We start from the raw sequence: 24,671 nt of genomic DNA on the forward strand, positions 1-24,671 counted from the left end.
TACTCACCCGTCCGCCGCTCGCCACCTCAGGAGTAAACTCCCTTGTGCTGCCGCTCGACTTGCATGTGTTAGGCCTGCCGCCAGCGTTCAATCTGAGCCATGATCAAACTCTTCAATTAAAAGTTTTTTGTTTAACTCGCGTTAAACGACTCAATGAATTCTACTGTTTTGATTCGCTTTGCTCACTAAGAAGCATCGCGTTTCAATTCATACATTACTGTATGCACATATTGCTATGAACACTCATTCATTGATTTAAATTTTGATTACTCGCCAAACGGCAGAGTAATTTCGATTAACTCAACACCTGTGAGTGTCCACACAGATTTGCTTGATAAATTGTTAAAGAGCGTTGACCATCGCCTTATCGCAAGTGATTTCAGCGGGTCAGGGCTGCGTATTTTACGCATTCCCGTTTTTGCGTCAAGTAGTTTTTGCAACTTTCTTTTCGCTCATCGAGGAGTGAATCACTCGATGAATTGGCACTTGAAACTGCGTATCGCTGTCTGCCGTGTCAGTGGTTGCGCATTATAGGCAGCAGAACTTTTTACGCAAGGGCTTTTTTCGGTTTTTTTGATCTTTTTTCAATAGTTTCAGTTAGTCACAAAATACCCACTATTTATCCTCAAACTTATCCACAAAAAAGACAAAAGCTGTTAATTTTAGTGCAGCGGCACACGTTAGGATTTATAGCCGAGGGTTTTATGGTCGGTGAAGAGTTAAAGCACTTATAAAGTAGCAGGTATGAAAAAGGCGACTATTACAGTCGCCTTTTCAAATGAGTCCACGTATTGAACTAGCTTAGCTTGCCGTGACACTGCTTATACTTGCGGCCTGAGCCACAAGGACAAGGATCGTTACGCCCCACTTTATCGCCATCGCGGATCATTGGCGTATGAGCCATCATCTCGTCGCTACCATCATCCCCACCTACTAAGGCTTCGGCAGCTGCGTGCTGATAGTCGCGTTGGATCTTGGCATCTTCTTCACGACGTCGAGCTTCCATCTCCTCTACGTCTGACTGTGCTTGTACTTGTACCTTAGATAGCACGCTAATAACGTCATGCTTTAAGGTTGACAGTAATTGCTGGAACAGTTCGAAAGACTCGCGCTTATATTCCTGCTTTGGATTCTTCTGTGCGTAACCACGTAAATGGATACCTTGGCGTAAGTGATCCATTGCCGCTAAGTGTTCTTTCCACAGACCATCGAGGGTTTGTAGCATCACGGCTTTTTCAAACTGGCGCAGTACTGGCGCACCTACCATTTCTTCTTTTGCTTTATACGCATCAGACCAAGAAGTGATGATACGCTCACGCAATGTTTCTTCGTGTAAGTCGTCTTCTTTATCTAGCCATTCTTGGATTGGCAGTTTCAGCATAAATTCTTGCTGTAAACGTTGCTCTAATCCTGGCACATCCCATAACTCTTCCACTGATTGTGGTGGAATGTATTGATCGATCACCGCACTGATCACATCGTCTTGGATGTTTTTGATGGTGTCTTCGATACTTTCGGCATCCATCAACTCGTTGCGCTGTGCGTAAACCACTTGGCGTTGGTCGTTTGCGACGTCGTCAAATTCGAGCAGTTGCTTACGAATATCAAAGTTACGCGCTTCCACTTTACGCTGAGCGTTTTCAATCGCACGGGAAACCCATGGATGCTCGATTGCTTCGCCTTCTTCCATCCCCAGTTTCTTCATCATGCCAGAGACACGATCCGAGGCGAAGATGCGCATTAAGCTATCTTCCATAGAAAGGTAGAAACGTGAAGAACCCGCGTCACCTTGACGACCCGCACGACCACGTAGCTGGTTGTCGATACGGCGAGATTCGTGGCGCTCAGTACCTAAAATGTGTAAACCACCGGCGGCGACCACGGCATCGTGGCGCTCTTGCCAGTCAGCCTTGATTTTAGCTTTTTGCTCAGCAGTTGGATTCTCGAGGGCTTCGATTTCCATATTCCAGTTGCCGCCTAACACGATGTCGGTACCACGACCAGCCATGTTAGTCGCAATAGTCACAGCGCCAGTACGACCCGCTTGGGCAACAATTTCGGCTTCTTTTTCGTGGAACTTAGCGTTAAGCACTTGGTGCGGGATCTTCTCCTTCACCATTAAGCGTGCTAACAATTCAGACTGTTCGATTGAAACTGTACCCACCAATACCGGCTGGCCACGTTCACGGCAGTCTTTAATGTCTTTAATGATCGCTTGGTATTTTTCATTGGCGGTGAGGTAAACCAAATCCGCCATATCCTTACGCACCATAGGACGGTTGGTTGGCACAACCACAGTATCTAGACCATAGATGTGTTGGAACTCAAACGCTTCGGTATCGGCCGTACCTGTCATCCCCGCTAACTTCTCATATAAACGGAAGTAGTTTTGGAAGGTAATTGATGCCAGGGTTTGGTTTTCGTTTTGGATACGAACGCCTTCTTTGGCTTCAACGGCTTGATGTAAACCTTCTGACCAGCGACGACCTGGCATAGTTCGGCCAGTGTGTTCGTCAACGATGATCACTTCGCCATCTTGAACGATATAGTCCACATCACGCTCAAACAGGGTATGCGCACGCAGCGCCGCGTTCACATGGTGCAGTAGCGAAATATTAGCTGCTGAGTAAAGTGAGTCGCCTTCGGCTAACATGCCGCGCTCAATCAACAGGTTCTCAACCTTCTCTTGACCACGTTCAGTAAAGTGCACTTGTTTGGCTTTTTCATCAATGCTGTAGTCACCCTCACCCACATACTCTTCAGAGTCTTCTTTATCTTGACGGATAAGATTCGGGATAAGCGTGTTGATCTTGATGTATAGCTCAGAGCTGTCTTCCGCGGCACCAGAGATAATCAGTGGCGTACGGGCTTCGTCGATAAGGATTGAGTCGACTTCGTCGATCAGTGCATAGTGCAATGGACGCTGAACACGCTCTTGTGGCGAGAACGCCATGTTGTCGCGCAGATAGTCGAAACCAAATTCGTTGTTGGTGCCGTAGGTAATATCGGCGTTATAGGCGTCTTTTTTCGCCTGCTGACCCAAACCTGCGACGTTAATGCCGACAGTTAAGCCTAAGAATTCGAACAATGGACGGTTATTCTCGGCGTCACGACGGGCTAAGTAATCGTTGACGGTAATAACGTGAACGCCTTTACCGGTTAAGGCATTTAGATAGGCTGGAAGGGTCGCGGTTAAGGTTTTACCTTCACCAGTACGCATTTCAGCGATGCGGTTACTGTCGAGCACCATACCACCGAGTAACTGCACGTCGAAGTGACGCATCTCGAACACTCGCTTCGATGCTTCACGCACAGTTGCGAAGGCTTCCGCCATAATCGCTTGCAATGACTCGCCAGCTGCTAAACGCTCGCGGAACTCGGCAGTTTTCGCTTTAAGCTGCTCATCGGTTAATTTTTCATAATCGGCTTCAAGCGCATTAATCTTATTAACTACTTTCTGTAACCCTTTGAGGGTACGGTCGTTGCGACTACCAAATACTTTTGTCAGTAATTTACCAAACATCTGAATCACTTATTTTCTGTAGGCCAAGTCCATGATGGAAACTAGAAGCCAATTGTTTCAATTAACCTGCCTTGCGGTAGACAAACTTCTGTGGATCTATCTGCTGTCCGCCACGCAACACTTCATAATGCACATGAGCCCCTGTTGAGCGCCCAGTGCTTCCCATACTGGCGATGGTATCGCCTTTTGCGACCACATCACCTACAGCTACTGACAAAGCTTTATTATGACCATAGCGTGTACGTAAACCGTTACCATGGTCGATTTCGACCAATTCGCCATAGCCAAACATATTCCCAGCCCAAGTCACCACGCCTGCTGCAGTCGCGACAACTTTAGCCCCTTCTCGACCAGTAAAATCGATCCCTTTATGCATGGTTCGACGACCGTTGAAAGGGTCATTACGTAATCCGTAGGGCGACGATAACCAACCTTTATCGAGTGGGAGCCCTGATACATAACGTTCAGCATCTATATGGTGGTTAGATGACACTGTTTCAAGTAGTGATAGTTGAACATTATTGTTGTCAATTCGTGATGCCAGTTTATCCATATCATCGATAAGCTGACCAAGTTCGATATTCGAGCCTAATTCGCTCAAGCCACCGACACCCACTTCAGAGGAAAAATCAAAGTCTTCATCCAATTTGTTTTGTTTAGCGACTTGTTGACCTAAGGCCTCGAGACGGGTGATTTTAGCTTGCATGCGCGCAACATGGGTCGCCAGCATGGCTAGCTGTGACTCTGTGGCACTCTTTAATTCTAAGACTTGCTTCTTTTGTTGTTCACGTTGGATACGATCGTTATCGACACTGGCTTGCTGGTTTTCAAACTTAGCAGAGTTGTGTTGATAAATACCGGCACCAGTAGCTAACAATAGCATGGGAAGGAGCAACCAGCGTTTACTGGGTTGCCAGCGCGTAACGCCATTCCGACCTTGAATAAATACTGTTACACTCATAGCCTAATTCAGCCATCTTATTATCATATGAAAAAGCCCCCTCAGGATCTCAGCCAATTACTACACCAGTCAGGCACATTGCCCGATATAGCTGAGAAAGCGGAACTACTTTTATATCTGGATCAGCACGTGAAGCAGATTGTCGCAGGTCCTGTTGCGGAGCAGCTGAAAGTCGCCAATTTCCGCCAGGGTGTTCTTGTGGTTGAAACCACTTCGGCAGCATGGGCTGCTCGAATTAATTTCCAAAAGCCGAAACTACTAGCGCAGCTTCAAGCAGAAACGCTCCCAATCCTTACCGCAATTGAAGTTAAAGTCAACCCGAGATTAGCATTGTATGACGCAAAGCCGAAACAGGCGCACAAGCAACTCAGTCCCGCTGCGGCAGAACATATTGCTGCGCTTGCAGAAAATGTGAGCGGGACACTAGGCGAAAAACTAAAACGGCTGGCCACATTGGCCAGCCGTAATAAGTAAACATCAAGCGCTATTAAGCGTAAACCGCGCCACCTGGCACAGTAAAGCTGACGGGAACATCGGCTTCTTTCTCAAAGCTCACCAGCTCCCACGCATCCTGCTGCGCCAATAAGGCTCGCACTAATTGGTTATTCAGTGCATGACCCGTTTTATAGGCAGTAAACTCACCAAGAATGGCGTGTCCTGCCACGTAGAGATCACCAAACGCATCTAAAATTTTGTGCTTAACGAACTCATCCTCATAACGCAGGCCGTCGGGGTTGAGGACGCGATATTCATCAAGTACAACCGCGTTTTCCATGCTGCCACCTAATGCTAGGTTGTTCGCACGCAGATACTCAATATCACGCATAAAACCAAAAGTACGGGCACGGCTAATGTCTTTAACAAAAGCAGAAGTAGAGAAGTCCATCACCACATGCTGTTGACTACGAGCAATTTCAGGGTGAGCAAAGTCAATTTTGAAGTTGACTCTAAAGCCTTTGAATGGCTTCAGCTCGGCCCACTTATCACCGTCTTCAACACGCACAGGGCGTTTAATCTTTAAGTACTTCTTAGGTGCAGCCTGCTCTTTGATACCCGCAGACTGAAGTAAGAAGACAAATGGGCTCGCACTGCCATCCATGATTGGAATTTCAGGCGCGTCCACTTCGATTACGGCGTTATCAATGCCTAAACCCGCTAAGGCTGCAAATAAATGCTCAATAGTCGAAATACGAATACCTTCGTCATTGACGAGTGCCGTACACATTGTGGTTTCGCGAACTTGTTCCGCCTTTGCTGGAATAGCAACGGCAGGATTCATGTCGGTACGCACGAGTACGATCCCTGTATTGACTGGTGCGGGCATAATGCTCAAGGTGACCTTGTTCCCAGAGTGCAAACCGACTCCAGTAGCCTTCACCATTTTTTGAACAGTTCTTTGAAATATCATTCAGTTACCCGTTTAGATTTCTATAATTAAGCCTAATATTTGCACACACAGCGGCGGCAAAACGACCACATAGGTGCTACATGGTAACATAAGTTGACCATGTCATACAAATGTAGTCATTGGGTGGTACAGCCTCACAGAGCAAGGCACCACCCGACACGCTGGACTCAAATACCTGTTTTAGTCAGCTTGCTTACGCAAAAACGCTGGGATATCTAAGTAATCCAATTCATGCTTTGTTGAAGGAGCTGGCGCTGGAGCCGGTGCTGGCGATGCAGGTAACACGTTACCCTTTGGCGCCGCATAGCTCACATGAGTTGCTTCTTCGACATAGGCTTCTACTTTTGGTTCCACAACCACTGGCTCTGGACGTGGTGCTGGTTTAGAAACCAGTTGAATATCAGGACGCTTTTCAGCACCGATACCAGTAGCAACCACAGTAACACGCAGCTCGTCGCTCATTTCTGGGTCGATCACCGCACCCACAACGACTGTCGCGTTGTCAGAAGCATAAGCTTTAACATGGTTACCCACGGTTTCGAATTCTTCGATGCTCATGTCCATACCTGCGGTAATGTTAACTAACACACCACGGGCACCGGCTAAGTCGATGTCTTCTAATAATGGGCTGGCAACTGCCGCTTCGGCCGCTTCTTCCGCACGGTCTTCACCACGCGCAACACCAGTACCCATCATGGCATTACCCATTTCAGACATAACGGTTTTCACGTCCGCAAAGTCGACGTTAATCAGACCTGGGCGAGTGATAAGCTCAGCAATACCTTGTACTGCACCGAGTAACACGTTATTCGCTGCGGCAAATGCATCGAGTAATGACGTACCACGGCCCAATACTTTTAATAATTTTTCGTTAGGGATAGTGATTAACGAATCCACGTGCTTGGCGAGCTCAGCGATACCTTGCTCGGCATAAGCCATACGCTTTTTGCCTTCGAAAGGGAAAGGCTTAGTCACGACAGCAACCGTTAAGATGCCTTCTTCGCGAGCGATTTGAGCCACAACTGGCGCAGCACCTGTACCCGTACCACCGCCCATACCGGCGGCGATAAAGATCATGTCAGAGCCTTTGATCGCAGCACGAATGTTTTCGCGGTCTTCTTCCGCTGCGGCACGACCCACTTCTGGGTTGGCGCCAGCGCCAAGACCTTTAGTGACATCGCGACCTAATTGAATCGTTGAGCCAGCGCCTGATTTACGTAGCGCCTGTGCGTCTGTGTTGGTAACGACAAACTCAACACCTTCAATGTTGTGTTTGACCATATGTTCGACAGCATTACCGCCGCCGCCGCCAACGCCGATGACTTTAATCACCGCGTCGTCTGAGTGAGTGTCCATGATCTCAAACATTGTCTGATCTCCGTGTTGCCTGCGTTATTAAAATTCACCCTTAAACCAGCTTTGGACCCGATTCCAAGCACTGGTAACCCCTTGACGCTCAGGACGCTCGAATTGACGCTCAAGCACCCGTCTTGCACCATAGTGAAGCAATCCAACCCCAGTGGAGTAAATAGACTGATCCACGTATTCGTATAACCCTTTAACTGGCAATGGTGAGGCAACGCGTACTGGCATCCCAAAGGTTGCCTCCGCAATGTCTACCACGCCTTGAATCGACGCCGTACCGCCTGTTAACACGATACCTGCGGCAATTTGATCTTCTAAACCACTGTCTTTCAGCTCCTTGAGTACTAACTCAAACAGCTCTTGATATCTCGGTTCAACCACTTCGGCCAAAGTATGGCGCGACATGCTGCGCGATGGACGACCACCAACCGATGGCACTTCGATACTGTCTTCGCGGCTCACCATGGAGCTACGCGCACAGGCGAACTGCACTTTAATTTGTTCAGCATGTGACGAAGGTGTGCGGAAAATCTTCGCGATATCGTTGGTCACTTGGTTGCCCGCAACTGGCACAACCGCGCAATGTCGCAGTGCACCATTGGTATACACGGCGATATCCGTCGTGCCACCGCCGATATCGACGATACATACACCTAAGTCTTTTTCATCGAAAGTTAATACCGCATCCGCCGACGCAATACCGGAGAACACTAAGTCATCGACCTTCAAGCCACAGCGTTCAACACTCTTAGTGATATTCTTCGCCATATCGTTGGCGCAGGTCACTATATGTACCTTGGCTTCCATCCGCATGCCTGACATGCCGATAGGGCTGCGAATGCCGTCTTGTACGTCAATCGCGTATTCCTGCGGTAACACATGCAGAATGCGACGTTCCGTTGGGATCTTCACCGAGCGAGCGGTGTGGATCACGTTGTCGACGTCTTCCTGTGTCACTTCTTCATCGTTAATCGACACCATGCCATTTTCGTTTTGGCAGGCGATATGTTTACCGGAAATGCTCAGGTAAACCGATGATACTTGGCAGTCTGCCATTAATTCCGCTTGATCGAGCGCGCGTTGCACACTGCGCACGATGGAGTCTAAATCGTTAACGCCACCCTTATCCATGCCCCTTGAAGGGTGGTTACCAAGGCCGACTATGCTGATTTCGCCATCGGGCAGAACTTCGCCTATGATCACTGCGACTTTAGAGGTTCCTATGTCCAATCCGACGATCAGATTTCTATCTTGGTTTTTGGTCATTAATTATCGGCTCTCTTGTTTGTGCATCGCCCCAGCCTACGGCCAACCCTGTGTCGTAGCGCAAATCCACTCTGGCAATCGGTTTATCTTGTTTCGCCAGTAACGGATAAACAGTGATAAACCTTTGTATCCTTGCCATTTTATCTTCTCGACCTAGGTCTAAAACAATACCGTTACCCAGTGTCGCGTGCCACGCATGACGTGGCGTTAAACTCAAATTGGCCAAGGTAAAGCCATTAATCTTCAGTAGCGAGTTAACCTGCGCGTAGGCGGTTAACACTTCGGTCCCCATATCATCTGGCCCTGATAAATAAGGCAGATGCTCTAGCTCAGGATGCGATGGCGCTTCAAACACTTCACCATGCACATTGAGCCAAGCGGTGCCATTCCAATGGGCGACCGGTTGTTGCTCCTGTAAATACACCCTGAGTTTCGCTGGCCACTCACGCCTCACTGACGCGCGATACACCCAAGGTAAGGCTTCTAAGGCCTGTTGCACTAAGGTGATGTCTGCGCTGAAAAAACTCCGCTGCATTAAATCCTGTAGTGCAATTTGTATATCTCTATCAGTGGTGTAAGTCCGTTCACCTTTGATGGCTACAGCCTCAATGGGCAGCGTGCTGGCATCATTTAAAAACTTATGCAGTTGGTAGCCACCAAAGACAAAACTCCCAATGACTAACCATAAAAAACCAATTCCGCTCCACAGGTACCAATTAACCCGTGACATCCTCGCCCACCAGTGTCGCCTCTTATCACTCCAAGACACGTTTGTTTCCACCTTTCAACGACACTACTAAAACCACAGAAAATCGGCCATTATATAGAGCTAAAGCCTCGGGTCAAAATTTCCTTTAAACCCGAGTTGTCCCGCAATATATCAAGGTTTTACCTCGGTTGTCGCGGCAACGCTAAAGCCCAATTCAGAGGCAGCTAGCTGGCGCGACAGGGCGCCTATATTACCCGCACCTTGGGTCAACAATAAATCCCCCTCCTGCAACACATCGGGTAGCACTTCGGCTAACTGATCTGGGCTGGCGATAAAGATGGGATCTAACTGTCCGCGCAAGCGAATCGAGCGACACAGTGCGCGACCATCGGCACCGGGGATCGGCGCTTCACCCGCGCTATACACCTCGAGTAACAGCAAGCAATCCACTTGAGACAACACTTCAATAAAGTCTTCGTACAAGTCACGGGTACGAGTGAATCTGTGCGGCTGATAGGCCATGACTAAGCGTTTATCCGGCCAACCTGCACGCGCCGCTTTAATGGTCGCCGCCACTTCACTGGGGTGATGACCATAGTCGTCTACTAACATCACTTCGCCCTTTGGCGTTGCGAACTTACCTAAGTGTTGGAAACGACGGCCAATACCTTGGAACTCAGCCAAGGCTTGAATGATGGCGCTATCATCAATTTCATCTTCTGTCGCCACGGCAATCGCCGCGAGCGCATTTAATACATTGTGCTGGCCTGGCAGGTTAAGCAGCAGATCTAAATCTTCTTTGCCTTTACGTCTGACGGTAAAGCGGCATTGGTGACCCTGCTGATGGAAGTTCAGCGCCTGCACGTCAGCATCATCACTGAAACCATAGGTGATCATATGGCGACCAATACGCGGCATAATCTCGCGCACGACAGCGTCGTCGATACACACTACCGCCACGCCATAGAATGGCAGGTTATGCAGAAAGTCCACGAAGGTCGATTTGAGCTTTTCAAAATCCCCACCGTAGGTGTCCATGTGGTCGGCTTCGATATTCGTCACCACGCTGACCATAGGTTGCAGGTGCAAGAAGCTCGCATCACTCTCGTCGGCTTCGGCGATAAGATAACGACTCGTACCTAAGCGGGCATTAGTACCAGCACTGTTCAGCAGGCCACCGATCACAAAAGTCGGATCGCGACCCGCTTGACCATACAAACTGGCAATCAAACTGGTAGTTGTGGTTTTACCGTGAGTACCCGCAATCGCCACACCATGGCGATAACGCATCAACTCGGCCAACATCTCGGCGCGGCGCACGATAGGAATACGCAACTCCTTCGCCGCAATAATCTCTGGGTTCTCAGGATTAATCGCAGTCGAGACCACCACCACATCGGCTTGCTGCACGTTATCGGCACCATGGCCGATATGAATTTTCGCGCCCAGCAGGCAGAGTCTGTCAGTCACGGCGTTTTGCGCGATATCAGAACCACTGACGACATAACCTTCGTTTACTAATACTTCAGCGATCCCGCCCATGCCCGCGCCGCCAATGCCGACGAAATGAATACGCTTAATCCGGCGCATTTCTGGGATCATACTTCTTAGCTGTAAGTATCTTTCTGTCTTAGTCATACCTATCCTTTCTCGGCGAGAGCGATACACACTTGGGCCACCTGTTCGGTCGCATCCAACACGGCAACATCTCTCGCTCTTTGGCCCATTTGGGCTAATTCTGCTCTGTCATTGGCGAGTAACTGTAATTTACTCACCAGCTTATTCACGTCCAAGATGGCCTGCGGCAATAAGAAAGCGGCGCCAGCCTCAACCAATACTTGGGCGTTACGGGTCTGATGATCATCCACAGCATGGGGATAAGGCACCAGAATACTCGGTAGTCCCACCGCCGCTAACTCGGATACCGTCAGCGCGCCGGCACGGCACAATACCACATCCGCCCAGCGATAGGCGGCTTCCATGTCATCAATAAATTCGGCAACGTTAACGCCGCCCTCTTGTCCTTGCTGTTGATAAGCCGACTTAACGCCCGTCAGATTATCCTTACCCACTTGATGCCAAACCGTAATCGACTGCTGCTTACTCAGCGCGGCCACCACTTCAGGCATTAAGTCGTTAAAAACTTTGGCGCCTAAACTGCCGCCCACCACTAAGACTTTTAAGGCATCATCCGCGGCTTGCTTAGGTTCGGCACCTAAGGCGATAAGCTCGCGACGAATAGGGTTCCCCACCACCTTGGCCTTCACCTGAGTGAAGGTATTTTTAAAGGCGCACAGTACTTGATTCGCAATTCGCGAGAGTAACTTGTTGGTCATTCCCGGAATGGCGTTTTGCTCATGCAGCACTAAGGGCACGCCAGCCAATTTCGCCGCCACACCGCCCGGGCCACTGGCAAATCCGCCCATGCCCAGCACCACATCGGGCTTGAACTCAGCAATCACGGCCTTGGCTTGCAGAATCGAGCGCACCACTTTAAAAGGCGCCGCTAATTTACGCACTAAGCCATTACCACGCACGCCCTTGATATCGATAAAATCGATATCGAAGCCATACTGAGGCACTAAACGCGCCTCCATACGGTCAGCTGTGCCTAACCAACGCACTTGCCAACCTTGCTGCGCTAAATACTTTGCCACCGCGAGCGCCGGGAACACATGTCCGCCCGTGCCGCCTGCCATGACTAAAATACGTTTACCCGCGTCGGTCATTACTTCAATCTCCCTTGCACGGCCTGAACTAAACTCATGCGCCGCTCATAATCGATGCGCAGCAATGTCATTGCCGCCGCCGTCATGACCCATAGACTACTGCCGCCGTAACTCACAAAGGGCAGTGTTAACCCTTTAGTAGGTAACATACCAATGCTTGCGCCCACATTAACGACGGTCTGGAAACAGATCCAAATTCCAATGGCATAGGCCAGATAACCTTCGAAGGCTTTGTCCATCACTAAACATAAATTGCCAAGGCGAATGGCCCTTAATGCCACAAACAGCAGCACGGATAACACAGCGATAATGCCGATAAAACCTAACTCTTCACCGATCACGGCAAAGATAAAGTCGGTATGTGCCTCGGGGAGGTACTCCAACTTTTGAATACTGTTACCTAGGCCCTGACCAAACCAATCACCCCGGCCATAGGCCATCAGCGATTGCGTTAACTGATAGCCACTACCGAATGGATCCTGCCAAGGGTCTAAAAACGAGGTCACCCGGCGCATACGGTAAGGCTCGAGCAGAACCAGCGCCACGAATGCCAACACCCCGGCAAAAATCAGCGCGAAAAAGTCCAGCAAACGCGCCCCCGCGAGGAACAATAGCCCCACAGTGCCGACGAACAACACCACCACAGTACCTAAGTCGGGCTGCATCAAAATCAAAATTGCGTAGATCGCAAATACCGCAATCGGCTTATAGAAGCCCTTCGCATTTTCACGCACTTCCTGATGCCGACGCACCAGATAACCCGCCATATACACAGAGAACGCAAACTTAGCGACCTCAGCCACCTGAATACGAATGGGACCTATGGATAACCAACGGGTCGCACCGTTGACTGTGGTACCCACAACCAACACCGCCAGCAACATCAAAAACACGCCTAGCAACATGATTGGGCTCATCCGCTGCCAGGTTTGCATCTCGACCCTCAGCACAAAAGCGGCAATCACTAAGCATCCCAACAGATAACCCACATGGCGGGTCATAAAGTGGAAGGGATTACCCGTCAGCGTTTGCGCCTCAGGCATAGAGGCCGACATGACCATGACAAAACCAAAGCCAATCAAAGACAGCACGGCCGTGAGCAAAGCCCGGTCGTACAATTGCACGCCCGGCACCTCGTTATCACGTTGCCAGTTAGGCAGTGCGTTCAGCACTCGCCCTAACAGGCTGAGCTGTCTTGCATCACTCGCCATCGAGTTGCTCCACTTGGCTTCTAAAATCATCCCCACGAGCCATAAAGTTGCTGTACATATCAAGGCTCGCACAGGCTGGCGATAGGAGTACGATATCGCCCGAGGTGGCTAACTCGGCGGCCTTAGCCACCGCAGCAGCCATAGAGTCCACCTTAATGGCCCCTTCCTTCAATGCGGCTATCTTATTGCCATCGCGACCTAAGGTGATGAGGTGTGTCACTTTCGTTAACGGCTCGACCAATGGACTGAAATCCGCGCCCTTACCATCACCACCAGCAATCAAAATAATGTCACCTAAGTGGTCGCTTAACCCATCGAGCGCCGCGACGGTAGCGCCAACATTGGTCGCCTTCGAATCGTTCACATAGGTCACGCCCGCTTTTACACCGACCACTTCACAGCGATGAGAAAGACCAGTAAAGGTACGAGCCACTTTAGCCATGACTTGCTTATCTACGCCCACGGCATACACCAGCGCCATGGCAGCGAGTAAGTTGGCATGGTTATGACTACCAATCAGCGATACTTCGGTGATCGGCATAATTTCACTGTGACCGTGGTAAATCTTGCTATCACAAATGCCCCACTCGTCGCCCTCTGGCGGCGCTAAACCAAAGCTGTTTTGGTTCATCGGCTCTGTCGGGATAGTCAGCGCATCATCACGGTTAAAGATGATGGAGCGGCTTTGATGGTACAGACGCAGCTTGGCCTTGCGATAAGCATCCATATCGCTGTATCTGTCCATATGATCTTCGGTCACGTTCAAACAGGTCGACGCCACGCAGTTCAAACTGTGGGTGGTTTCGAGTTGGAAGCTCGACAGCTCAAGCACAAAAATATCGGCATTTTCCGTCAGCAGATCGAGCGCCGGAATGCCAATGTTGCCGCCCACAGCCACCGCCATGCCGGCTTCACGCAGCATTTCACCCACTAAGGTGGTCACGGTCGACTTGCCGTTTGAGCCAGTAATCCCAATCACACAAGGTTTACGGTCGGCAATCTCACGGGCAAATAGCTCCACATCGCCAATGACTTCAATCCCCATATCCAGTGCCGCGCGCACCTCAGGTGTATCAATCGCAATGCCTGGGCTGATAATGATTTGCTTTGCTTGCACTAAGTAACGGCAATCGAATCCGCCCGCAATCAGCTGCACCTCAGGGAATGCGCTGGCAAGGGTGTCCGCACCGGGAGGTTGGCGACGACTATCCATCACCAAGGGTGTGATCCCTTTTCCACACAAATAGCGCACTACCGAGAGCCCGGTGGCACCCAAACCTAACACTATGTGTGAATACTGACTTTGCATGAGCGATTACCTTAACTTCAACGTGGCTAAGCCGAGTAACACTAAGAAAATCGAGATAATCCAAAAGCGGACAATCACGCGTGGTTCAGGCCAACCCTTTAACTCATAGTGGTGATGGATAGGCGCCATGCGGAAAATACGCTGGCCACGTAACTTGTAAGAACCGACCTGTAGGATCACAGACACAGTTTCCATTACAAACACACCGCCCATAATCACTAATAGGATTTCTTGGCGAACCAGTACAGCAATCGCGCCTAAGGCCGCACCTAAAGACAGCGAGCCCACATCGCCCATGAAGACCTGTGCTGGATAAGTGTTAAACCATAAAAAGCCTAAGCCTGCGCCCACAATCGCAGTACAGACGATCACGAGCTCACCCGAACCAGGTAAATGCGGAATGTGCAGGTAATTAGCAAACTGAGCATGGCCAGACAGATAAGCAATCAAGGCGAATGCCGCGGCCACCATTACCGTTGGCATAATCGCCAAACCGTCGAGACCATCGGTTAGGTTCACCGCGTTGCTCGAACCCACGATAGTAAAGTAAGCCAATACGATAAACACAGCGCCAAGCTGTGGCATCACGTCCTTAAAGAAAGGCACGACTAACTGGGTTTCCCCCGGGTTAGACGCTGTGGTGTAGAGGAAAAAAGCAATGATCAACGCCGCTAAGGATTGCAGAATATACTTCCAACGCGCGATCAGTCCCTTAGTATCTTTACGCACGACTTTGCGGTAATCATCAATAAAACCGATCATGCCGAAGCTGCCCAATACAAACAGCATCACCCACACATAACGGCTACCGAGATCGCCCCACAACAGCACACTGATAAAGATGGCGCCTAAAATCATCAGGCCACCCATGGTCGGCGTACCACGTTTACTGAAATGCGACTCTGGACCGTCGTTACGCACGACTTGACCAATCTGCATTAACTGCAAACGCTCAATCAGTTTAGGACCCCACCATAAACTAAACATTAATGCGGTTAACAAGCCTAAAATGGCTCGAAATGTCACATAGGAAAATACGTTAAACCCAGTATGAAAACGGGTTAAATACTCGGCCAGATACACCAGCATCTACACTAACTCCCCACGCCCGAAGGCTACTGTTAGGCCATCCACGACCCGCTCCATTGCGGCACTACGTGAACCTTTAACTAAAACCGTCACCTGTCCCGGCAACTGGTTGATGTGTTTTATGAGTTTTTCTACTAACGTCGCCACGCTGTCATGGTGCTCCGCCCCGAAAGCTTGGCTAGTGTGCTGAGTTAAGGTGCCGGTACAGAACAGAGCATCAATGCCCTGTTGCTTTGCCAGTTGTCCCAGTTCAGCGTGTAAAAGGGGCGCATTGTCGCCTAATTCGCCCAAATCTCCCAGTACCAAACAGCGATTTTCAGAAATTTCCTTTAACCAAGCGATAGCCGCCCCCACTGACACGGGATTGGCGTTATAGCTATCATCGATTAAGCGAACGCGTCCTAATTGAGTGGGTTGCATGCGCCCCTTGACAGGGGTCAACTGGCTCAAGCCATCGGCGATTTCTTTTAGGCTTAATCCCAAAGCAATACAAACACTTGCAGCAGCCAACGCGTTGCTAACTTGGTGACGACCCGCGAGAGGCAGAGTCACTTCGCAGGACTCTCCCGCGTAATTGAGGATAAAACGATAGCAACCTTCGCTATTGGCTTTGTGGCCAGTCGCAATCACATCGATTTGACGTTTAGCCGCGCCTTCCTGCTGGGAGAAGCTTAATTGCTTATATTGTTTCGCTTTCACCCGCATCACATCGGCAAAGGCATCATCGGCATTGATAATTGCCGTACCGCCGGGTTGCAGATGGTTGTAGATTTCCGATTTGGCCTGGGCGACCCCCGCCTGTGAACCAAAGCCTTCTAAGTGGGCGCTGCCAACGTTATTGACTAAGGCTACGTGAGGACGCACCAAACTCGAGGTGTAATCAATCTCACCTTTATGGTTAGCGCCAAGCTCAAACACCCCGTATTTATCCTTGGGCGTTAAGCGCAGTAAGGTGAGTGGCACACCGATTTCATTATTAAAATTGCCAGCGGTGTAAAGCACTTGATGCTTCGCCGATAAAATTGTGGCGATCATTTCTTTCACGCTGGTTTTGCCATTGGAGCCAGTTAAGGCCACACAAATGGGATCCACTTGGTCACGTACATAGGCACCAATCGCGCCCATGGCTTTTTGGCAATCGGCAACAATAAGCTGCGGCACATCGAAGGCCAATTCACGCTCAACCAGCAGTGCAACCGCACCATTTTCAATTGCCGTGGCTGCAAAATCATGGCCATCGAAACGCTCGCCCTTTAGGGCGACAAACAGGGTCGCTGGGCCGATTTTACGGCTATCGCTGCTTAATGCTTGGATGGTGACATCGTCACCGACTCGATGCGCACTTAAGTGTTGGCTCAGCGCCTCGAGGGAAATTGGGATCATTGGCTTTGCTCCGATAACTGACGTGCCAGAGCGCGCTCATCATAGTCATGACGCACACCTGCCGCCTCTTGGTAAGTTTCATGGCCTTTGCCCGCAAGCAGAATCACATCCCCAGGTTTAGCCTGCGCCACGACGCGTTTAATCGCAGCCACACGGTCAACCTCGGTCAGCGCACGCTCTGGGTGAGTCAGCCCTTGGATAATATCGGTAATAATTTGGTTAGGATCTTCGCTGCGGGCATTATCGCTAGTCACCATAATGCGATCGGCGCATTGCTCCGCCACTTGTCCCATCAGCGGGCGTTTACCCTTATCACGGTCGCCGCCGCAGCCAAACACGCACCACAACTCGCCCGCGCAGTGACGACGCAGGGCATTCAACGCCTGTTCAATCGCATCCGGGGTGTGAGCATAATCGACGACTAAGGTGATGTTGTCCGCGGTGGTAAAACGTTCCATGCGGCCAGCCACGGGCACTAAATAAGGCACTTTGGCGGCCAGAGCACGCATATCCATGCCCTGTAAATACAAGGCAGATAAAGCAGCGAGTAAATTCGAGAGGTTAAAGGCGCCTAATAAAGGAGAGCGAATGTCTATTTCGCCCTCGGGCCAGACTAGTGTCGCCTGCACGCCTTGATCGTTAAATTGGGCATTCTTAGTGTAAAACGCCGCCTCTGTATGCGCTTCAATGCTAAAGCCCCACATCTTCGCGGGGACATTTGCCAGCTCGGATAACCAAGCGGCCCCCACGGGATCATCAAGATTCACTAAGCCGTGACGCAGGGCGTCGAAACGAAACAGCATTTGTTTGGCCGCGGCATAGTTTTCCATATCGCCGTGGTAGTCCAAGTGATCACGGGTCAGGTTAGTGAATACCGCCACATCGAAGGGCACGGTATCGACTCGGCCTTGGACTAACCCATGACTTGAGACTTCCATCGCGCAGGTATTAACGCCTTTGTCTGCAAACTCATGTAGTTGGCGCATCAGGGTAATGGCATCGGCGGTCGTATTACCGCTATCGACTAATTCGCCCCACAGGCCATTACCGAGCGTGCCCATCACCGCCGCTTTACCTTCAAGTAAGGTCACTAATTGCGCGCAGAGCTGACTGGTCGAGGTTTTACCATTGGTGCCGGTGATCCCGATAATGCCCATAGACTGGCCTTGGACAACGGGATAACGCACTGCGGCGACCGCTGACACTTGCTTCGCTAACTGATAGAAATAAATCTGCACGCCTTGCTCAGTCGCAATCACCTTGCCCTGCTCTTCAATGCTATCCGTATGCACTAACACCGCAGTCGCACCTTGGGCTAAGGCCTTATCGATAAATTGACGACCATCGACCTTATGGCCGGGCAACGCTAAAAACACATCGCCGCGACGTATTGCGCGGCTATCTAAAGTCAAATCTAAGAAGGTTTGTTCGCCCGCGTAGGGGAACCAAGGCGCTAATAGATCCCTTAACAACATCATTCAGTTCTCCCGGCGAGTCCCGCCAATTGCACCTGTTCTTTATCGGAAATGGGTTCGACATTTAACATTTGCAGTGCGCCTGACATCACCTTAGCGAATGCCGGCCCTGCCACTGAACCACCATAATAGAGATCGCCTTTCGGCTCGTTCACCACGACAACAATCGCGAGTTTGGGATTATTCACCGGCGCGACACCAGCAAATAACGCAACATAATCATCACCATAACCGCCAGCTACCGCCTTACGGCTGGTGCCCGACTTACCCGCAACGGGGTAGCCATCGATATGCGCAAGCGTACCTGTACCGCCTTTTTCGGTCACACCCACCATCATTTGCAGCACATCGTGAGCGACCTCTTGTGAGATCACTCGCTCACCTTCGGGCGGCTTTTTCAGTTTTAAAATCGATACAGGATATAAAGTGCCGCCATTGCCTAAAGTGGCGTACATCCGCGCGAGTTGTAGCGTGGTTGCCGTTAGGCCGTAGCCGAAAGATAAGGTCGCACGCTCGAAATCAGACCAACGGTGGCGATCTTGGATCAAACCGGCGCTTTCACCCGTGAGGTTAATCCCCGAAAAGCTGCCTAAGCCCATGGATTGATAAGTGCCTAATAACTGCTGCACTGGAATCGACAGGGCGAGTTTACTGATCCCCACGTTACTGGATTTCGCCAGAATACGTGCCAGTGTCATATCGCCGTAGTTCGCCGCATCCCGTACTTGGCGACCGCCTAAACGCATCCAACCCGGAGAGGTTGGGATCACATCGGTAGACTTAACCGTGCCCGCTTCTAACGCCGCAGCAACCACAAAAGGTTTAATGGTCGAACCCGGCTCGAAGGTATCCGTCATCGCGCGGTTACGCATTCTGAAGGTTTGCAGATTGTCGCGTGAATTAGGGTTGTAGGATGGCGTATTCACCATAGCTAAAACTTCGCCAGTGTGGATATCGAGTACCACGATCGAGCCAGAGGTCGCTTGGTTCATCTCAGTCGTGCGCTTTAACTCACGGTAGGCAAGCTGTTGAATACGTTGATCGATACTCAAGACTAGATCATTCGGACTCTCGCCTTCCTGAACGATATCGAGGCGCTCAACCACATGACCATCGCGGGATTTACGCACTTTTTGTTTAGATGGTGTACCAGTAAGCCAACTGTTGTAAGCGTTTTCGACACCTTCAATACCGACATCGTCGATATTGGTAATGCCGATAAGCTGGGCGGTGATCTCACCACCGGGGTAGTAGCGGCGTGACTCGGACTTTAAAAACACCCCAGGCAATTTAAGCTGAGTGATATAGTCTGCCACCGCAGGCGTGACTTGGCGTTTAAGGTAGGTAAAACGTTTGGTTGGATTACTGCGCACTTTTTCGAGCACATCTTCCACGGGTTCGTGCAATACGTCCGCCAACGCTTGCCAGCGGCGCATATCAGTAAAACCATTGTTATCATTGACTTGTTTAGGGTCGGCCCACACGGCACGCACCGGCACACTCACCGCCAGCATATCGCCGTTACGGTCGGTGATTAAGCCACGCTGCACCTCACGACTTGTGGTACGCAGGGTGCGCATGTCGCTCTCGTGACGCAGCTTATCGGGCTCGATAATTTGAATATAAGCAGCACGACCCACAAGGCTCGAAAACATCGCAAATACAAAGCCAACCACGACGTATAAACGCCAGTGGATCAATTGTGGCTTTTGCTTTTTGCTGGCCTGTTTGGTTTTTGCTTGCCTAGTCATATCTTCCCTATGTTCACGGCACCTTTACCACAACTTCTTCGCTGGGTAAGGGTCGACTCATGTTGAGATCCTTTGATGCAATCCGCGTGATCCGGCTGTGCTCGGTCTGGGACTGCTCTTCCAATAATAAATTGCGCCACTCGATATCTAATCTGTCACGCTCCTGCAGTAGCTGATCCCATTGGGTAGTGAGCTTACGGCTCACATGGCTGGTATACACCACAGCCACAGCATTACTGAGCACGAGCAGTGCGAGTAACAAGATCCATTTGTGTTGCCACAGGTCGTTTAACACAATCCGTGGCAGATTTAATGAGGGCTTACTCACTTTGTTTGCCCTCTAGTAATCTAATCGCTCGGCAATGCGTAACACTGAGCTGCGCGCTCTGGCATTGCGTTCAATTTCCTCATCGGAAGGCATAATCGCCTTACCTATGGCGCGCAATTTACGCGACTTGTTGATTTGATCTTCGGTGATAGGCAGACCGTGGGGCACGCTCTCACCTTGGCTATGGCGACGAATAAAACGTTTTACGATGCGATCCTCCAGTGAATGGAAGCTGATAATCGATAAACGTCCCTGCGGCGCGAGTACGGTTAATGCACCTTCAAGCGCTTGATCAATTTGATCTAATTCACTGTTGATATATATACGGATCGCCTGAAACACCCGAGTCGCGGGGTGTTTGTTACGCTCTTTATTTTTAGTGATCCGCGCAATCAAATCGGCTAAATCTTTGGTGCGTAAAAACGGGGTTTTATCACGGTCAGCCGCAATACAACGGGCAATATGGCGAGCATTTTTCTCTTCGCCATAGGTTTTGAATACCCAGGCCATGTCCTCAATTTCGGCACGCGCTAACCACTGGGCCGCCGTTTCGCCTTGGCTGTTATCCATGCGCATATCGAGCGGACCATCACGCAGGAAACTAAATCCACGTTCGGCATCGTCAAGCTGCGGTGAAGACACGCCTAAGTCGAGTAACACGCCATCAATCTTGCCAACCAGACCAAGCTCTTCGACGTAATCTGCTAACTGGCCAAAACCGCCATGTACGATTTGAAAACGGGGATCATCGGCGAATTGTTTCGCTGCTTCAATGGCTTGAGGATCACGATCGATCGCAATCAGACGTCCATTTTCACCCAATCTTTGCAGTACTTGTCTTGAATGACCACCGCGGCCGAACGTGCCATCGATATAGATGCCATCGTCTTTGATGTTCAAACCGCCGACCGTTTCTTCGAGCAGAACGGATAAATGGGCAAATTCTTGACTCATTACTCTCTTCTTATTAAGTTATGCGACTCGTTAGAGTGAAAAATCCGCCAGACGCTCGTTATTCGCGAGCTCCTCGCTTCGAATCGTTTCCTGACACTCATCAATTTGCTGCAGCCAAGCTTGCTCATCCCACAGCTCAAACTTGTTTAACTGTCCCACCAGCATGATGCGCTTATCTAAATTGGCGTATTGCCTTAGCGGCGGTGGCAGTAATATGCGCCCGTTGCCATCGAGTTCCACCTCATGGGCATAACCCAGCAACATGCGCTTAAGGGACCGTTGGGTTTTGTCGGTATCTGAAAGCTTGAGTAACTTAGCTTCGATCAATTCCCACTCATGGATGGGATAAAGGAGTAAACACGCAGATTGAATATCGACTGTGATGACGATGCGGCCTTGGTGCTCTAGCTGCAAAGGTTCGCGGTATCGCACTGGAATAGCGATCCGTCCCTTTGTATCTAAGTTGATAGCACTGGCTCCACGAAACACGCTAATTCATCCTATCCTTTGATTTTTGATCCACAAATATCCACTATTTCCCACAAATGCTAAGTTTAGGGATAGTAGACAAGCATTGTCAAGGGATGGGATCCTTTTATAAAGCCAGTCGGCAAGCGGGTTAGCAGCATGTTGAGCCCATCACTTAGCGACAAAGTTTTGACAAAAAGATCAGCGGAAAATCGGCTAAACGGCGAAAACCACAGGAATATAAAGCGAACAAAAAAGCAGCAGCCTTTTGCTTTCAGGGAGTTGCAATGAAATATTTGCCATAGGGTTTCTGTAAATATGGGATTTTCCCGAGTGAAAAATCACACTGGACTCACAAGGGGCAACAAAATAGACTCATTTTTTACATTCGCATTGGCTTATAGAGCGTCAATTTCTAGCATAAATCGCTGAAATTTTATTTTCAGTTGCGGATTTATTCTGCAATTTAGGAATGCCTTTATTTCACGATTGCGAGGAAGATCAAAACTCCCGCGGGACTAACTCAAAGAATAACGCTATGAAAGCTACTCAAATCCGAACCTGGCACAAGTGGTTTGCGCTGCTTACCGCGATTCAATTGCTGCTTTGGTTAGCCACCGGCGCTTATATGGTGTGGATGGATATCGAATTTATTCGCGGTAAGCCACTGGTAAAAAAAGCAAACACGGCTATGTACCAAGTGGATTCGCCCGCCTTCAGCTTTACTGACTTTATCAAAGCACATCCCGACGCAACGGATATCAGTTTGTACGCGAATCAAGGCGCACTCTACTATCGCGCCAATATCGCGGGAAAATTGCAGCGCTTTAGCAGTGAGACGGGAGAAGTATTACCACTGCTCGATAAACAACAGGCGCTCGACGCAGCACAGCGAGTCTATACGGGGCAGGCTAAATTTATCGGCTCGACATTCATTGAGCAGAACGCTCCGAGTGAAATCCCAGCCCGCGCACTCCCCGTTTGGCAACTGGCGTTAGACGATGCCATGCATTCGACGCTCTATATCTCGGCAGTTACTGGACAGCTCGTCACAGCCCGCCATGATTATTGGCGGCTCTTCGATGTGATGTGGATGCTGCACATCATGGACTACGAGACCCGAGAGAATGTAAATAATCCTTTACTCACACTCATGAGCAGTCTCGCCTTGTTGACGGCGCTCTTTGGTATCGCCTTGACTTATATCAGTTTTAGAACCAAATATCGTGAGGAACGAGTATGAGCCTCCCGACACTTCGCCATACTAGCATGACAGCCACCAAACATCCCATCAGCCTAATGTTGCAAACCATACATAAATGGCTGGGGCTTATCGTTGGCCTACAATTATTAATTTGGGTCGTGACAGGACTCGCCTTTAACCTGATTGACGAGCGTTTTTTCGATGCGACCCCATATCGCACTACACATAAAGCTGCGAGTCCCAATACATCTCTCGCCCCCACTGCTAGTCTGCTGCAACAATATCAAGCAGAAGGCATTATCGAACTTAAGCTAACCTCAGTGCTCGAACGCGGCGTATATGCGCTCACCACAACTCAACAAACTCGCTGGTTTTGGGCAGACTCACTCCAACCGCTATCCTTGAGTGATGCCGAGATACTCGCGATTGCCAAACAGAGTTACTCAGGCTCAGGTGAACTCAGCGCACCGCAACCCCTCACCCACGAAACGCCATTCGACGCCAGTGGCCCAGTTGCTATGCTCACAGCCGCGGACGAAGTTGGAACGCGGATTTATATCGATACGGCCTCGGGTACGGTGCTTGCCCACCAAAATCGCAAATCGGATCTCAAGGATCTGCTCTTTATGCTGCATTTTATGGATTACGCTCCCAATAATGGCATTGGTTTTAATCACTTATTGGTACAAGTTGTCAGCATTGCTGCGCTGTTATTAGGTCTTTCGGGAATTTACATCCTTGGGCATAAATTCCATCAAGGTCAGTTATCGCTGCCGTTCTTGAGGCGCAAAAACACTAGCGGAAAACTGGCGCTTTTTACTCAAGACGCTCAGCCGCTCGCCGAATTGTCTGACCTTAGTGGCAGCTATTTAGAAAGTATTAATCGAGAAAGTGAAAGATTAAGAACCCAATGTGGCGGTGGCGGACGCTGCGGCCTGTGTAAACTCAGGTTTGTCGAGCAGGCGCCCAGCCCCAATGATTATGATCTGGATAAACTCACCGCCGCTGAGCTAGCACAAGGTATTCGCCTGAGCTGCCAACACGAGGCGCATCCTGGCAAACTGGAGTTAGTCACCAAAGCCCAGCACAGATATTGGCCACAGTCCAAGCACTAGAGAGTGTCGCGTACAGGCTTAAATCGGCGTATAGTCTAAATATTAAGCAGTTCCCACCGATAAAAGGTTAAGTGGTCATAAACCAAGGAGGCGCTATGAGTGGATTGGACAGTCTTTACGCTATGCTGGCACAGCCAGTAAAACCCGTATTAACCCCCAAACGGGTCGTCGATCAGGTGAGCGGTGCGACTGCTAATGCGCCCGATAGCCATGAAACCCCGCAGTCACAATTGCCCCCAACGCTAGATGTTAAAGTCAGGGAAAGGCGCAAAAACGACAACGCCAGTCGCAATAAAAAACGCCGCGCATCGGACAAACAGCAAGATTTAAAAGAGGGTGTGGTGCTTGAAGTCACTGACGATACCGCTGACACAGCACAATCGTCCAGCAAGCACATCATCGACATCGAAGTTTAATTTACGG

The 24,671-nt window shown here is 50.0% G+C and carries 21 protein-coding genes and 1 rRNA gene; 4 read left to right on the forward strand and 18 right to left on the reverse strand.

The features are described from left to right. The 3 genes from CBX96_RS19630 to CBX96_RS19640 all read right to left on the reverse strand — a co-directional run. Positions 1 to 119 (reverse strand): 16S ribosomal RNA (locus CBX96_RS19630); the annotation flags it as partial. A gap of 677 nt (positions 120 to 796) precedes the next feature. Continuing rightward, positions 797 to 3,523: a preprotein translocase subunit SecA gene (gene secA / locus CBX96_RS19635; RefSeq protein WP_109287807.1), complete on the reverse strand. Its 2,727-nt coding sequence runs from the start codon at positions 3,521 to 3,523 to the stop codon at positions 797 to 799. A 61-nt stretch (positions 3,524 to 3,584) separates the two neighbouring features. Further along, entirely contained in the window at positions 3,585 to 4,484 is a 900-nt protein-coding gene (locus tag CBX96_RS19640) for a M23 family metallopeptidase (RefSeq protein ID WP_023265741.1), read from the reverse strand. A gap of 27 nt (positions 4,485 to 4,511) precedes the next feature. On the opposite strand from CBX96_RS19640, the gene CBX96_RS19645 reads away from it, so the two are divergent. Then, complete coding sequence (locus tag CBX96_RS19645) at positions 4,512 to 4,958, forward strand: DUF721 domain-containing protein (protein WP_011718492.1); 447 nt, start codon at positions 4,512 to 4,514, stop codon at positions 4,956 to 4,958. 13 nt (positions 4,959 to 4,971) lie between these two features. Here the strand turns inward: CBX96_RS19645 and lpxC are convergent, their stop codons facing one another. The 15 genes from lpxC to mraZ form a co-directional block, all read right to left on the reverse strand. After that, positions 4,972 to 5,892: a UDP-3-O-acyl-N-acetylglucosamine deacetylase gene (gene lpxC, locus CBX96_RS19650; RefSeq protein WP_011624293.1), complete on the reverse strand. Its 921-nt coding sequence runs from the start codon at positions 5,890 to 5,892 to the stop codon at positions 4,972 to 4,974. 180 nt (positions 5,893 to 6,072) lie between these two features. Next, positions 6,073 to 7,260: a cell division protein FtsZ gene (gene ftsZ, locus CBX96_RS19655; RefSeq protein ID WP_011624294.1), complete on the reverse strand. Its 1,188-nt coding sequence runs from the start codon at positions 7,258 to 7,260 to the stop codon at positions 6,073 to 6,075. A gap of 27 nt (positions 7,261 to 7,287) precedes the next feature. Then, complete coding sequence (ftsA, locus tag CBX96_RS19660) at positions 7,288 to 8,523, reverse strand: cell division protein FtsA (RefSeq protein ID WP_011073897.1); 1,236 nt, start codon at positions 8,521 to 8,523, stop codon at positions 7,288 to 7,290. Further along, positions 8,504 to 9,253 carry a cell division protein FtsQ/DivIB gene (locus CBX96_RS19665; RefSeq protein WP_011718495.1) on the reverse strand — a complete coding sequence of 250 codons (750 nt, stop codon included), beginning with the start codon at positions 9,251 to 9,253 and terminating at the stop codon, positions 8,504 to 8,506. Before CBX96_RS19665 ends, ftsA begins: the two co-directional genes overlap by 20 nt. A 150-nt stretch (positions 9,254 to 9,403) precedes the next feature. Next, on the reverse strand, positions 9,404 to 10,870 hold the full coding sequence (gene murC / locus CBX96_RS19670) for a UDP-N-acetylmuramate--L-alanine ligase (protein WP_039977279.1): 1,467 nt from the start codon (positions 10,868 to 10,870) through the stop codon (positions 9,404 to 9,406). Positions 10,871 to 10,872: 2 nt separating this feature from the next. After that, complete coding sequence (gene murG / locus CBX96_RS19675; protein ID WP_011624928.1) at positions 10,873 to 11,961, reverse strand: undecaprenyldiphospho-muramoylpentapeptide beta-N-acetylglucosaminyltransferase; 1,089 nt, start codon at positions 11,959 to 11,961, stop codon at positions 10,873 to 10,875. Continuing rightward, positions 11,961 to 13,172, reverse strand: a complete 1,212-nt coding sequence (ftsW, locus tag CBX96_RS19680; RefSeq protein WP_109287834.1) for a cell division protein FtsW — start codon at positions 13,170 to 13,172, stop codon at positions 11,961 to 11,963. Before ftsW ends, murG begins: the two co-directional genes overlap by 1 nt. Then, positions 13,162 to 14,481, reverse strand: a complete 1,320-nt coding sequence (gene murD / locus CBX96_RS19685; protein ID WP_011624299.1) for a UDP-N-acetylmuramoyl-L-alanine--D-glutamate ligase — start codon at positions 14,479 to 14,481, stop codon at positions 13,162 to 13,164. The genes ftsW and murD overlap by 11 nt, the downstream gene beginning before the upstream one ends. Before the next feature lie 6 nt (positions 14,482 to 14,487). Continuing rightward, the gene (gene mraY, locus CBX96_RS19690) at positions 14,488 to 15,570 is read right to left on the reverse strand and encodes a phospho-N-acetylmuramoyl-pentapeptide-transferase (protein ID WP_011624300.1); all 1,083 of its coding nucleotides are present in this window, start codon (positions 15,568 to 15,570) and stop codon (positions 14,488 to 14,490) included. Next, the gene (gene murF, locus CBX96_RS19695; RefSeq protein ID WP_109287808.1) at positions 15,571 to 16,953 is read right to left on the reverse strand and encodes a UDP-N-acetylmuramoyl-tripeptide--D-alanyl-D-alanine ligase; all 1,383 of its coding nucleotides are present in this window, start codon (positions 16,951 to 16,953) and stop codon (positions 15,571 to 15,573) included. It abuts the gene before it with no gap. Then, positions 16,950 to 18,431 (reverse strand): UDP-N-acetylmuramoyl-L-alanyl-D-glutamate--2,6-diaminopimelate ligase, encoded by a 1,482-nt coding sequence (gene murE / locus CBX96_RS19700; protein ID WP_109287809.1) that lies wholly within the window; start codon positions 18,429 to 18,431, stop codon positions 16,950 to 16,952. The genes murF and murE overlap by 4 nt, the downstream gene beginning before the upstream one ends. Further along, positions 18,428 to 20,179, reverse strand: coding sequence for a penicillin-binding protein 2 (locus CBX96_RS19705; protein WP_089066795.1), 1,752 nt, complete (start codon positions 20,177 to 20,179; stop codon positions 18,428 to 18,430). The genes murE and CBX96_RS19705 overlap by 4 nt, the downstream gene beginning before the upstream one ends. 13 nt (positions 20,180 to 20,192) lie before the next feature. Next, a complete protein-coding gene (gene ftsL / locus CBX96_RS19710) occupies positions 20,193 to 20,507 on the reverse strand; it encodes a cell division protein FtsL (protein WP_011624304.1) in 315 nt (104 codons plus the stop codon). A gap of 12 nt (positions 20,508 to 20,519) precedes the next feature. Beyond that, positions 20,520 to 21,461, reverse strand: coding sequence for a 16S rRNA (cytosine(1402)-N(4))-methyltransferase RsmH (gene rsmH / locus CBX96_RS19715; RefSeq protein WP_011624305.1), 942 nt, complete (start codon positions 21,459 to 21,461; stop codon positions 20,520 to 20,522). Between the two features lie 30 nt (positions 21,462 to 21,491). Beyond that, positions 21,492 to 21,950, reverse strand: a complete 459-nt coding sequence (gene mraZ, locus CBX96_RS19720; protein ID WP_011624306.1) for a division/cell wall cluster transcriptional repressor MraZ — start codon at positions 21,948 to 21,950, stop codon at positions 21,492 to 21,494. Between the two features lie 517 nt (positions 21,951 to 22,467). Between mraZ and CBX96_RS19725 the strand changes: the two genes are divergently transcribed. The 3 genes from CBX96_RS19725 to CBX96_RS19735 all read left to right on the forward strand — a co-directional run bounded on the left by CBX96_RS19725 (position 22,468) and on the right by CBX96_RS19735 (position 24,664). Next, a complete protein-coding gene (locus CBX96_RS19725; RefSeq protein ID WP_109287810.1) occupies positions 22,468 to 23,172 on the forward strand; it encodes a peptidase in 705 nt (234 codons plus the stop codon). Next, positions 23,169 to 24,248 (forward strand): PepSY domain-containing protein, encoded by a 1,080-nt coding sequence (locus CBX96_RS19730; RefSeq protein ID WP_109287811.1) that lies wholly within the window; start codon positions 23,169 to 23,171, stop codon positions 24,246 to 24,248. The genes CBX96_RS19725 and CBX96_RS19730 overlap by 4 nt, the downstream gene beginning before the upstream one ends. 95 nt (positions 24,249 to 24,343) lie before the next feature. Next, on the forward strand, positions 24,344 to 24,664 hold the full coding sequence (locus CBX96_RS19735; protein ID WP_086903071.1) for a hypothetical protein: 321 nt from the start codon (positions 24,344 to 24,346) through the stop codon (positions 24,662 to 24,664). The last annotated feature ends 7 nt before the right edge of the window (positions 24,665 to 24,671 follow it).

Origin of the sequence: Shewanella sp. BC20 (assembly GCF_003129585.1) — a bacterium.
Classification (GTDB): domain Bacteria; phylum Pseudomonadota; class Gammaproteobacteria; order Enterobacterales; family Shewanellaceae; genus Shewanella; species Shewanella seohaensis.